This window comes from Bacillus cereus group sp. Sample62 (assembly GCF_036851315.1).
In the GTDB taxonomy this organism is placed as follows: domain Bacteria; phylum Bacillota; class Bacilli; order Bacillales; family Bacillaceae_G; genus Bacillus_A; species Bacillus_A wiedmannii.
Genome location: NZ_JAFLPK010000001.1, coordinates 1547727 through 1560092 on the forward strand (window position 1 = coordinate 1547727; position 12366 = coordinate 1560092).

Sequence of the window (12366 nt, forward strand, 5' to 3'; positions counted from 1 at the left end):
TTCTTTTTTTGTATTAAGACTCTGTTGTAACAACATTTCCGTCTGCGTGAGGTGTATCTCCTCCGGTATTTTGTTGTTGTTCTTGTTGCTTTTGTTGTTCTTCTTCAGCTTTTTTTCTAGCAGCCTCTTCTTCAGCTTTCTTTCTAGCAGCTTCTTCTTCGGCTTTCTTTCTAGCGGCTGCTTCTTCAGCAGCCTTTTTCTGAGCTTCTTCTTGTTGTTTACGTTGTTGTTCTTGTTGTTGCTGCTGTTCTTGTTGCTGTTGTTGCTCTTGTTGTTTACGCTGTTCTTCAGCAGCTTTTTTCTGAGCTTCTTCTTGTTTTAGTTTATCTTCATTAGCTTTTTTCTGTACTTCCTCATCAGCTTTTTTCTTAGCTTCTTCTTCGGCTTTCTTTTTGGCAGCCTCTTCTTCAGCTTTCTTCGGGTCTGGAGTTCCGCCAGGTGCAGTGAAGGATGCACCAATTGCAGGGCTTGTTCCAGTACCTTTTTTCGCTACTACAGAGAAGCTGTAAGTAACGCCTGGTTTAATACCACCAAGAGTAGCTTTCGTACCACTTATTGATAGGCTACCACTTGAGCCGTCAGTCGCTTTATAGCTTGCTGCATACGCATCAACTTCTGCTGGTCCAGACCAGTTTAGTGTAACTGTGCTAGCACCATCGAAAGTGACATTAAGACCACTAGGTGCATCTACTTTAATTTGCTTCACTGCATCTTTCTTAGCGCCTTTTACGTACAATTCACCATTTAATTCTTGTACAGAAGAAGGGCGTTCGAAACGAGATTTATCTGTAGCGAATTTACTCATCATTACTTGGAACATTTGCTGTGCAATTCTAGTATAACGATCACTAATGTAGTTTTCTGGGCCATTTTTTTCGTAACCAGTCCATACTGCCATTGTATATTGCGGTGTATATCCAGCGAACCAGCTGTCTCTGTTTGCATCAGCTGGAATACCGTATTCTTTTATAACGTCTTCGTCAAAGTTTTGTGTACCTGTTTTACCTGCTACGTCAATACCTGAAACGTATGCTGTTGGACCTGTACCACCAGAACCAGGTTTTACTACGTCACGAAGAACGTCAGTCACCATGTAAGCTGTATAGTCGTGCATTGCACGTTGTTCTTTCGGTTTAAAGTTTTTCTTTTTCCCGTCTGGGAAGATGACTTCTTTTACGAAGTGAGGCTTATTATACACACCGTCATTGCCAAATGCGGCATACGCCCCAGCTACTTGTAATGGAGAACTATCGTTACTACCAATTGCTGTTGATTCAAATGTTTTGCCGTCTTTAAATGTCATGCCCAAGCCTTCAGAAAACGCTTGTGACTTAGGAAGACCAACCGCTTGAGCTGTTTTTAAAGCCGGAATGTTTAATGATTTTTTCAGTGCTTCACGTAGTGAAACGTCACCTTTATAACTATTTGTTGCATTTCGTATTTTTTTACCATTGGAATACGTATACTCTGAGTCATTTAATTGATGGTATGTAGACCATTGTAAATTCTCAATTGCCGGACCATAGTCGAAAATTGGTTTCATTGTGGAACCGACTTGGCGTTTTAAATCAGTGGCCATATTATGACCTTTGAAAGTAGACTTACTTTCTTTACGCCCAGCTCCAATTGCTCGAACTTCTCCAGATTGTGTATCCATAAATACGAATGATCCTTGGAATTGATCGTTTGGATACTTAATAAGATTGCCATCCATAATTTTTTCAGCATAATCTTGAGCATCTTGGTCAAGTGTTGTATGAATCGTTAAACCATCTGAACCAATATTTACATCAGGATATTCTTTTTCAACTTCTTTTACAACCGCATCTAAAAATGCTTGATACTTCATCTCTGTTACTTCTGAAGATGGCTGAAGACCTTCAGTTACAGAGATTTTCATTGCGTTATTCATTTCATCTTTTGTTATATAACCATGTCGATTCATTAATGATAATACGACGTTACGACGTTGTGTCGCTCGTTCAACGTTGTCTTGTTTTGTTGGGTCATAAATATTAGGGCCTTGGGGTAAACCAGCAAGCATTGCAGCTTCATGTAACTGTAAGTCTTTTAAATCTTTGTTATAATATTTTTTGGCTGCTGTTGCAATACCGTACGAACGGTTACCTAAGTTAATCTTATTTAAGTACATTTCTAAGATCTCATGTTTAGAGTATTGTTGCTCTAATTTGTAAGATAGGTACCATTCTTGTACTTTTCTCTTCGCAGTTTTGTCCATCGTTAGAAAATAGTTTTTGACTACTTGTTGTGTAATCGTACTACCACCTTGAGACCCGAACCCTCCAGTGACATTTTCCATAACTGCTTTTGTAGTTCGTTTAAAATCAATTCCATTATGATCATAGAAACGTGAATCCTCAGTTGCAAGGAATGCACTTTCAACTACCTTTGGAATTTGATCATACGTAACGTGGGTTCGTTTTTCAGCACCGTATTCATAGAAAAAGTTCCCATTCTTATCAAGAAACTTTGTTGATAAAGGATTGACAAGTTTTGATTTGTCTAATTTTGGAGCGTCCTTCACCATAACAAAGAAAGCGGAAACGCTAGCTATAAGACCAACGATACCAAGAAGTAGACAACCTATAAGGAATTTTTTAAAAAAGGAGCCTTTTTTCTTTGGTTTTTTTTCTTTATTTGTTTCTTGCTTTTGATTTTTTACATGATTTCGTTCTGTACGAGAACGATAATTATCTGACATTATACTTTCTCCTACCTTTCATTCTCTCCCCAAAAGTCGAAAAAAGAGCCTTAGTGATGACTCTATCACGAAAAATAAACCGTGTCTAGTACACGGATATAATCAATCCGAGGGTGATAACCGCATGATAATAAAGATCCATGCTCTTCTATTTCTTCTTTCGTAATCGATTTCCGTCCACCAGTATTTTGACGATTCCAAAATGCAATAATATGTTTTGCATCTAGTAAATAAAGTTCATCAAAAAGTGTAAATTTAATAATAACAAATGCAATTCCATCATGCGCGATTACTTGCTTCATATGTTCAATTTGATGAAGGTGGAAGTTTTGAAGTGGAAAGCTGGTTTTATTTTTTGTTTCTTTCGCTTCAAAATCGATGTATTTCCCTTTGTATACACCGTTGTAATCTGTTGTAGAAGGTTGTTTAAAATACGCTTCTTTTACCACTGCAGCACTTCGAGCGGGGTAATCTACTTTTACAATTTGAAGAGGTGTAGGTTTTTTATGTACACATGCAATATTATGGGTTAAGTAATATTCATTTGTTTCATTCAATTCCTCTTCAAGGGACATACCTCTATTACTATAAGTATGTTTTTTAATTGGTGTTTTATGAGGTTGTGAAGCTTGATTGTACCGTTTTCCGTTTGGGTAACGAATGGTCATAGTGTGTCCACTCCCAACTTGCTAAGAATTACTTACAAAGGTGATTATAACAAAAAATGAAAAAAGATGTGACCTTTTTGAAGAAAGGTATGATGACGTATTTATGTTTACATGGAATGATTATGAAAAAATTAAACAATATCGTAAAAATATGGTTTGTACAGACGAAGAAAAAACAATCGTTTATAACATTAAGAGGGAAATAGAAATAGCTAATATGGACAACATTTCTCGAACACAGTCTTATCAAGAATATTATGTAAGGAACAGTGAAATTAGGTGGGCCTTTTTAGCAAGTATGGTCTCGAGAAATGCGGGATGGAATATGACTGATTTAAAAGGGAGATATTATGCTACTGTTTTACCTCAAACAGTAAAAAAACATTTGTTTCGGACTTATGAAGAAGCGAATTGGATTATTTTTTTAGATGCATTTCCTCAGCTATTGTTATACGAAGAAAGTAAGAGGAGGCAAGTACCACTATTCTATTTGTTACAATATTTTAACGTATCAATTTTCATGGAAAAAGAATGGGTTTATTTTTGGGAAAAAAAAGATATAAATAGGCTCATGACAGCGCTTATTATAAATGAGCAAAATAAAATTCAAAAACCAGTTATTGAGAATACATATTTTGAAAAACATGTATTCCATACTGCACTTTTTAAATTGCAAGAAATGCTTCATATTAGTGCTGTTATTTTTCCGACTGTTGAAGGGAGGATGTATGGTTTTTCAGTTTATCAATTTGAAACATTACAAAAGCGTATAGAACTAGGGCAGAAATTAGCGGAGTTACTGTTTCATCCGAATTATAAAAGTTTATTCCATAGGTTTGCATTGCAAACTATACACACAGGATCAAGAGCAGATTATGAATATTATGTAAGAGAAGCTAGAAAATCTTGTACGCCAGCCCTTAGAGAGGTTTATCCTGTCGTTGCACATAAGGAAATAAGTATGAGAGATTGGTTTTGTAGAGATACGGAAATAAATAAGTTGTTTTTACTGAAAGAATATAAAGGTGAAGTTGATATAACAGAATGGTATAAAAGAAAGAGGGAGCAAATCTATGTTGCTTCTATTGTAAATCGTTTTGTTAAAAGGATGGATGAGTTCGTGATATAATAAAAAAGAAGTCCCGTCTTCATAAATGAAGACGGGACTTCTTAATGTGAAGTAATCCTGCCGTGTATGCTAAGAATTTAATCTCAAAACGTAATGAATATAAGAGATTAAGGATGCTTCAGAAATTAGCTTGTTGTAAAAGCGCTAAAGCTTCACTTTATGTAGCAGGGAAGTTTGGACCATCTAACTTAGGGTTGCCGGTCTCGGGTTTATTTTGTTTGTTTTGTTTTTTCTTTTTTTCGTTTTTGTTCTTTGCCATTTTCATACACCTCCTTTTTGTATTGTTACCATTTCTATAAATGACATACAAAATGATTTCTTTGACGAATAACAACTAGTTTTGTCATGTGAGCAGGAGTGAGGATTCATTCGGCGAAATTACATGACAAAGGAAAAGCAAAGAAGGGGGCGTTTTATATATGGCGATGGTTCAGAAGGAAGATGTAATGAAAACAATGGATCAAATGTTAAGTTCTCTCGATTTGCTGGAAATGAATATAGGGATTAGAATGAATCATGCATTGAAGGATACGAGTGAAAAAATATGCAATAAGATAGAAATAACAGAAATGCATATTGAGCATATGGAAAATAAATTAGTGCATCACGAAGAAAAAGGGAATTGGGTGAAGGCATTTCAAAACGTCGTAGTGAGTGCATAATAAGGTGGGAATAAAATGAAGTATGAAGCATTAATACAATCTTCAGAAAAACTCATGCAGTATAATAATGAAGCGAATGTGAAAAAAAGAGAAATGATTGAGTACGATTTTTATAAGGATATGAAACCATTTGTAGATATGGTAGATGAGGAATTAAAAGTGTGGAAAGAATTAGCTTATAAATGGATTAAGGAAGAAAAACCGAAGTATATACATGTACAGCAAATTGATCAAGTGTACGATAATTTACAGACAAATGTGTTGCAATGTTTTGTAAATAAAGGTAAAGGTAAGCGATTCTTTGAAACACATCAAGCCATTTCGTATACTTTGCAAAATATAATTGAGCAATGTAAGTAACAAGAGGGGAAACCCTCTTGTTTTTTTATGCTTCTGTCATTGTTGTAGGTTTTGTTGCACCGTTTATTTCTAATTCTTTTATTAATGTTCGGTAATCTGAAATGCATATTTTTCCTTCGAGATACCAATGTCTCGCAAAGTCTAACAATTCATTTACATTCTCTGTGTAATACCCCTTTTTTTGAGAAAACGCTTGTTTTAAATCCCCTAATACCATGTTGATTCCTCCCCCATGAGAATCTTCTTCTTCATTATCATAGCATGGAAGGGTTTTCTTTTTTAATTTTTTAAAAATTTAAACTTCCGACAAAAATAGACAGATACTCCGCCACACAAATTATTTTACAAGTACATATTATATATGTAGAAACTTATGTGAAGGAGGAGAGAATGCATGTTTCAACAATCTAACGTATATCAGCAATCTAATCCATATGCACAGCAAAATATGTACCAATATAATACGGATACATATTTACGGTATAATATGTATCCTTTCGAGCCTAATTATGGAAATCAAAATTATTACCAGCCATTTGAAGTGTCGTTTATGAATCAACCACAACAACAGCAGCAACCCCATACGAATCAACAACAGCAGCCCTATATGGATCAACAGCAGCAACCCTATACGAATCAACAACAGCAACCTTATATGAATCAACAGCAGCAGTCCTTTATGGATCAACAACAGCAATCTTATATGAATTCACAATACTATATGCCACCACCATCTCCCTATGGAAATCAACAAGCGATGTTTTATCCACCAAAACAACCGTACCCGACGCAGAATAAACAAAAACAACAACAGCAACCGAGTCAATTTTCTAGTTTTGTTTCCCAATTTAAAAACTCAGATGGTAACTATGATGTAAATAAAATGATGAATACAGCTGGACAAATGATGAATGCGATGAACCAAGTGACGGGTATTGTAAAGCAAGTTGGAGGTTTTTTTGGTAAGTAATCTTGGGGGGTTGTCTATAAAAAGCATTACGTATAAAGCAGAAGGCTAGACAAATTTCCTTGTAATAAATGGGTATATATAACAAACGGCTTTCCCTCTTTCCTCATATTGTAAAGTGTAGTCAGATTTTTTTAACGAGAGAGGAGAGAAAAAACTATGCATCATTGTCATCCTTGTTTTGGAGGGCATAAGCCTGTAGGACCTATCTGTACAACTGCTCCTGTCATTCATCCGACGAAACAGTGTGTAACACATTCTTTTTCAACAACGGTGGTGCCACACATTTTCCCAACACATACAACACATGTTCATCATCAACAAATTAAAAACCAAAACTTCTTCCCACAAACAAATTCGAATGTAAATGTTGTAGACCCAATCGATCCAGGATTCGGCGGTGGATGTGGACCATGTGGTCATGGACATCATGGACATCATGGACATCATGTATCACCATTTGGTCCAGGACCAAATGTATCTCCGTTTGGACCAAACGTATCACCATTCGGACCAAATGTATCGCCATTTTTACCAAACAATGTATCACCAGTAGGTCCAAATATTGGACCAAACGTTGGTGGAATATTTAAAAAGTAAATGATATGTTAGAACTAGCGAAATGCTAGTTCTTTTTTTGTAATTGGAGTGTTAATATGAAAGTTATTGCTGTAACGGGATATAAGCCATTTGAACTTGGTATATTTAAAAATGATCATCCAGGGGTGGAATGTATAAAAAAAGCATTGCACCGAAAATTAACTACTTTTGTAGAAGAAGGTTTGGAATGGGTGATAATAAGTGGGCAGTTAGGAGTCGAATTATGGGCTGCTGAAGTTGTTTTTGAAATTCAAGTAGAATATCCAGATCTAAAATTAGCGGTATTTACTCCGTTTTTAGAACAAGAAGAAAGCTGGAAGGAAGATAACCGTGAATATTACGAATGTATTCTCTCTCAAGCAGACCATATTGATAGTATTACGAAACGGAAGTACGAAAGCCCGGAACAATTTAAATTAAAAAATCAATTTTTTATTGAAAAAAGTGATGCACTTTTAGCTGTATATGATGAAGAAAAACCAGGGAGTCCCAAATATATTGTAGAAGCAGCAAAGAAAAAAGGAGAAATAGAAAATTATCACAGTTATTTCATTCTTTTTTCTGATTTACAAGATATAATAGAAGAGGAACAGTGGAATAATGCTGAGTAATATGTAATATAGTACTCGTATATATGATTGACAAAAGGCATTGTTTCTGAAAAAATTTAGGTAATGAAAGTTTTGGCAAAAATTTGAGGTGAAGAAAATGATTTCGGATAAAATTAAATTAACGGCGAAAGATATTTTAGAAAAAGAATTTAAAACAGGCATGAGAGGCTATCAACAAGAAGAAGTAGACAAGTTTCTTGATATGATCATTAAAGACTATGAAGCTTTCCACAAGGAGTTTGATCAATTAAAGCAACAAAATGCTCGTTTAAAGCGTGAATTAGAGGAACAGAAATTAGTAGCAACGCAAGTGCCACAACAACCAGTTGTACAAACACCAGTTGCACAACCTGTATATAACAACACGAATACGGACATTTTAAAACGTCTATCTAATTTAGAAAAAGCTGTATTTGGAAGTAAGTTATACGAATAATTTCTAGTGGTAAAAAGGTTAAAGCATTTTACATAGAAAAAAACATTGCAAAATCTTTTTGTTTCCACTATACTAATGGATGTCATAACGTTTGGGTAATCGCTGCAACGCCAACGTTGTAGAGGAAAGTCCATGCTCGCACGGCCTGAGATGGCTGTAGTGTTCGTGCCTAGCCAATTCATAAGCTAGGGTATTCTGGCTGTAAGGCTGGTTTAACGGCAGGGAAAAAACCTAAGTCCTTTCGGATATGGTTTGACTACCTTTAAAGTGCCACAGTGACGAAGTCCTTGAAGAAATGATAGGAGTGGAACGAGGTAAACCCCGCGAGCGAGAAACCCAAATAATGGTAGGGGAATCTTTTCCAAGGAAATGAACGATGGGAAAGGACAGGTTGTATAACCTGTAGATAGATGATTGCCACCGGAGTACGAGGCGTGGGCCGTTTGCAGTACAAAGGAACAGAACATGGCTTACAGAACGTTATGAACCAACTATGAAATAACTCAGCTCTCCTTTGTTAGAGGAGGGCTTTTTATTTGTATGAAGTTATAAATTATGAGTTAAAATGGTTAATGAGAAAATTCTTCGTAAAATGTAATGATTAATAGGACAAATTGCTATTAATTATTGTTTAACTATACATAAGAGGTGAATGCAAATGGGAAAAGTTACTTTAATTGCAACAGCGGCAATGGGTATTGAATCGTTAGTTGCCCGAGAAGTTCGTGATCTTGGTTATGAATGCCAAGTGGAAAATAGCAAAGTAACATTTGAAGCAGATGAAAAGGCGATTTGTCGCACGAACTTATGGTTACGTACTGCGGACCGTGTGAAAATTAAAGTTGGCGAATTCAAAGCGACAACATTTGATGAGCTGTTTGAAAAAACAAAAGCATTAAACTGGGGAGATTATATTCCAGAGAACGGAGAATTCCCTGTAATTGGTAAATCGTTAAAATCTGAGTTGTTCAGTGTTTCAGATTGCCAACGTATCGTTAAAAAAGCTGTCGTTGAAAAATTAAAAACAACATATAAACGTACAACTTGGTTTGAAGAAGATGGTCCGTTATTCCGTATTGAGATCGCAATGCTCAAGGATATTGCAACATTAACAATTGATGCAAGTGGTGTTGGACTTCATAAACGTGGATACCGTATGGATCAAGGGGAAGCTCCATTAAAAGAAACATTGGCTGCGTCTTTAATTAAGTTAACAAACTGGAAGCCGGATCGTCCTTTCGTGGATCCTTTCTGTGGATCAGGTACAATTCCGATTGAAGCAGCATTAATTGGACAAAATATTGCACCAGGATTTAACCGTGGCTTCGCATCAGATGAGTGGGGCTGGGTTGGTAAACAAAACTGGCGTGAAGCTCGTCAAGAAGCTGAAGATTTAGCGAATTATAATCAACCACTACAAATTATTGGATCAGATATCGATCATCGTATGATCCGAGTTGCTCAAGACAACGCTGAAGAAGTAGGTTTAAGTGATTTAATCACATTTAAACAAATGCAAGTAAAAGATTTCACGACAAAAGAGGATTATGGATATGTTGTAACGAATCCTCCATACGGAGAACGTTTAAGTGAAAAAGCACTCGTTGAACAATTGTACAAAGAAATGGGACAAGTATTCCGCCCATTAGACACATGGTCAGCGTATGTATTAACAAGCTACGAAGCATTTGAAAAGTGTTATGGAAAAGATGCATCGAAGAAACGTAAACTATTTAATGGATTTATCCGTACAGATTACTACCAATACTTTGGAAAACGTCCACCGCGTAATTCATAGTATAAAACTCCTCCAGCGCGCATATACTGGCTATTATGTAATGCGTAAAGGAGGACGTGATATGGATAGTTTCCAATTATCGATGATTCAAAAAGCTATTCATCGTACGTATGATGAGATCGGGAAAGAAGTGGATAGCCAAGGTGCGATTGTAGATGAAATACAAAAAGCACAAGAAGAATATTTGTCAGCTCTTTCACACGAAACAGCGATTGATAAACGGTATTTAAAGTCATTAATATAGAAAAAAATTTTCCTTTTTCGAAAGGAAAATTTTTTTTCGTGTATTTCTATGTATGGCAACAGGGGAAAGTGGCTGCACACATATGAGTAGCAGTTGCTATATCTTTTTATAGAAAAACTTTTTGGTTGGAGGCTAAGGATGTTTACTGAGAAGAGATTACCATTTGAAGTAGGAAAACAAGATAATTTTTATGATAAGTTGAATGAATGGATTGGAGATGTGTTTTACGATATCCTTCCGGAAAAAGGCTTTGAAGAGCGTGATGAACAAATTTTTATGGCGTTTCAATTAGAGCGTGCTTTCCAAGAAAAGAAAGTAATGTTCGCAGAAGCGGGTGTAGGAACAGGGAAAACAATTGTATATCTTCTATATGCGATTTGCTATGCACGTTATACAGGAAAACCAGCTATTATCGCTTGTGCTGATGAAACGTTAATTGAGCAGCTTGTGAAAGAAGAAGGGGACATTGCTAAGTTATCTGAAGCATTAGGACTATCTGTTGATGTTAGACTTGCGAAATCAATGGATAATTATTTATGTTTACGTAAACTTGAAGATGTTATGAGTGGACGAGCTCCGGAAGTAATTGAAGATGTATACTACGAATTACCACAGTTTGTATTCGATCATGGTACGATGCAAAACTTTACTCACTACGGTGACAGAAAAGAATTTCCACTTTTAAATGATGAGGAATGGTCAAAAGTAAATTGGGATTACTTCCAAGATTGCTTCACTTGTGATTCTCGTCATCGTTGTGGTCAAACTCTTTCTCGTGAACATTATCGTAAAGCGGCAGATTTAATTATTTGTTCTCAAGATTTCTACATGGATCATATTTGGACGTACGATGCTCGTAAGCGTGAAGGGCAAATTCCATTATTACCTGAAAGTAGCTGCGTTGTATTCGATGAAGGACATCTTGTAGAATATGCAGCTCAAAAAGCTTTAACATATCGTTTAAAGCAAACGATGATGGAGCAACTTTTAACAAGATTGTTGCAAAACGATATTCGTGAAGAGTTTGCGCATTTAGTAGAAGAAACAATTTGGCAAACAGAGCGATTCTTTGATGTGTTAAAAGAAAATAAAAAGGAAATCGCCGGTTCTGATCGTTTAGAAATTACTGTGACAGAAAAAGTAACAGCAGAAGCGAAGAGACTTTATGCGAAAATTGGTGAAGTCGGTGATGCATTAGTATTTGAAAGTGAAATGCATACAGTAAACACGTATGACTTAAATATCGTTGATGAACATTTAGATGTATTAGAACATTCACTTCGTCTGTTCATGCACGAGAAAAATGTAATTACATGGGGCGAAGAAGGTGATGGAGCCTTCACGTTAGTGATTATGCCACGTGCAGTTGAAGAAGTATTACAAGAGAAAGTATTCTCGAAGAAAATCCCGTATATTTTCTCTTCTGCTACACTATCTAACAACGATTCATTCGCATTTACAGCAAATAGTCTAGGGGTAAAAGATTACTTATCATTCTCAGTTGCCTCACCGTTTGATTATGAGGAGCAAATGGCAGTAAATTTACTATCGCATACGAAAGAAAATGAATGGGAAAGAAAGTGTCAATATACACTTGAAAATATACAGAAAACAAATGGACGTACACTTGTATTATTCCGTACAACACAAGAACTTGCAGCGTTTAAAGAATATGTAAGTAAAGAACAAATGTCCGTTCCATTCCTATATGAAGGGGATCAAGAAATTAGTCAGCTCGTTTCTCGTTTCCAAAATGAAGAAGAGACTGTACTTTGTGCCGTTCATTTATGGGAAGGTTTAGATATTCCTGGTTCATCATTATCACATGTTATCATTTGGTCATTACCATTCCCTCCAAACGATCCTGTGTTTGAAGCGAAGCGTAAACATGTAAATGATCCATTCTGGGATGTAGATGTACCATATATGATTTTACGTCTTCGTCAAGGGATTGGACGTTTAATTCGTACGAGCGACGATAAAGGGGCTATATCAATCTTCTTATCTGATACAGAAGATGAGAAAGTGATAGAAGCGGTGAAAAACGTACTACCAGTAGAAGGTAAAGAATTATAAGGAAAAAGCTTGGCGCTTGCCAAGCTTTTTTTCTATTATAAAAGGGATTTAGAGTTCCATGTCGAATTAAGTTGGAGGTAGAAAAGGGAGGTT

At 36.0% G+C, this 12366-nt stretch carries 14 protein-coding genes and 1 other RNA gene; 11 read left to right on the plus strand and 4 right to left on the minus strand.

The window, feature by feature from the left end; all coding sequences use genetic code 11:
- Positions 1-13 precede the first annotated feature (13 nt).
- On the minus strand, positions 14-2722 hold the full coding sequence (locus J0835_RS07885; RefSeq protein WP_087980006.1) for a penicillin-binding protein 1A: 2709 nt from the start codon (positions 2720-2722) through the stop codon (positions 14-16).
- A gap of 65 nt (positions 2723-2787) precedes the next feature.
- Positions 2788-3390, minus strand: a complete 603-nt coding sequence (gene recU, locus J0835_RS07890; RefSeq protein ID WP_000155591.1) for a Holliday junction resolvase RecU — start codon at positions 3388-3390, stop codon at positions 2788-2790.
- 103 nt (positions 3391-3493) lie between these two features.
- Here recU and J0835_RS07895 point away from each other — a divergent pair, with 103 nt between their 5' ends.
- Positions 3494-4519, plus strand: a complete 1026-nt coding sequence (locus J0835_RS07895) for a DUF2515 domain-containing protein (protein ID WP_087980800.1) — start codon at positions 3494-3496, stop codon at positions 4517-4519.
- Between the two features lie 157 nt (positions 4520-4676).
- Here the strand turns inward: J0835_RS07895 and J0835_RS07900 are convergent, their stop codons facing one another.
- Complete coding sequence (locus tag J0835_RS07900; RefSeq protein WP_001982922.1) at positions 4677-4853, minus strand: hypothetical protein; 177 nt, start codon at positions 4851-4853, stop codon at positions 4677-4679.
- A gap of 85 nt (positions 4854-4938) precedes the next feature.
- Between J0835_RS07900 and J0835_RS07905 the strand changes: the two genes are divergently transcribed.
- Positions 4939-5181, plus strand: a complete 243-nt coding sequence (locus tag J0835_RS07905; RefSeq protein ID WP_001252042.1) for a hypothetical protein — start codon at positions 4939-4941, stop codon at positions 5179-5181.
- Positions 5182-5196: 15 nt separating this feature from the next.
- Positions 5197-5541: a YppE family protein gene (locus J0835_RS07910; RefSeq protein ID WP_000872967.1), complete on the plus strand. Its 345-nt coding sequence runs from the start codon at positions 5197-5199 to the stop codon at positions 5539-5541.
- Positions 5542-5566: 25 nt separating this feature from the next.
- Here the strand turns inward: J0835_RS07910 and J0835_RS07915 are convergent, their stop codons facing one another.
- A complete protein-coding gene (locus J0835_RS07915) occupies positions 5567-5758 on the minus strand; it encodes a YppF family protein (protein WP_000242661.1) in 192 nt (63 codons plus the stop codon).
- A gap of 177 nt (positions 5759-5935) precedes the next feature.
- Between J0835_RS07915 and J0835_RS07920 the strand changes: the two genes are divergently transcribed.
- From J0835_RS07920 to J0835_RS07955, 8 genes are all read left to right on the plus strand, one after another.
- Positions 5936-6511, plus strand: coding sequence for a YppG family protein (locus J0835_RS07920; protein ID WP_087980007.1), 576 nt, complete (start codon positions 5936-5938; stop codon positions 6509-6511).
- 156 nt (positions 6512-6667) lie between these two features.
- Positions 6668-7108 (plus strand): CotD family spore coat protein, encoded by a 441-nt coding sequence (locus tag J0835_RS07925; protein ID WP_000546280.1) that lies wholly within the window; start codon positions 6668-6670, stop codon positions 7106-7108.
- Positions 7109-7164: 56 nt separating this feature from the next.
- Positions 7165-7719: a DUF1273 domain-containing protein gene (locus J0835_RS07930; RefSeq protein ID WP_000862919.1), complete on the plus strand. Its 555-nt coding sequence runs from the start codon at positions 7165-7167 to the stop codon at positions 7717-7719.
- Positions 7720-7816: 97 nt separating this feature from the next.
- Positions 7817-8155 (plus strand): cell division regulator GpsB, encoded by a 339-nt coding sequence (gene gpsB / locus J0835_RS07935; RefSeq protein WP_000622425.1) that lies wholly within the window; start codon positions 7817-7819, stop codon positions 8153-8155.
- An 87-nt stretch (positions 8156-8242) separates the two neighbouring features.
- Positions 8243-8633, plus strand: an RNA gene (rnpB, locus tag J0835_RS07940) — RNase P RNA component class B.
- Between the two features lie 180 nt (positions 8634-8813).
- Positions 8814-9953 carry a THUMP domain-containing class I SAM-dependent RNA methyltransferase gene (locus tag J0835_RS07945; RefSeq protein WP_087980008.1) on the plus strand — a complete coding sequence of 380 codons (1140 nt, stop codon included), beginning with the start codon at positions 8814-8816 and terminating at the stop codon, positions 9951-9953.
- A gap of 61 nt (positions 9954-10014) precedes the next feature.
- Positions 10015-10197, plus strand: a complete 183-nt coding sequence (locus tag J0835_RS07950; RefSeq protein WP_000376887.1) for a DUF3921 domain-containing protein — start codon at positions 10015-10017, stop codon at positions 10195-10197.
- A gap of 138 nt (positions 10198-10335) precedes the next feature.
- Complete coding sequence (locus tag J0835_RS07955; protein ID WP_087980009.1) at positions 10336-12273, plus strand: ATP-dependent DNA helicase; 1938 nt, start codon at positions 10336-10338, stop codon at positions 12271-12273.
- The last annotated feature ends 93 nt before the right edge of the window (positions 12274-12366 follow it).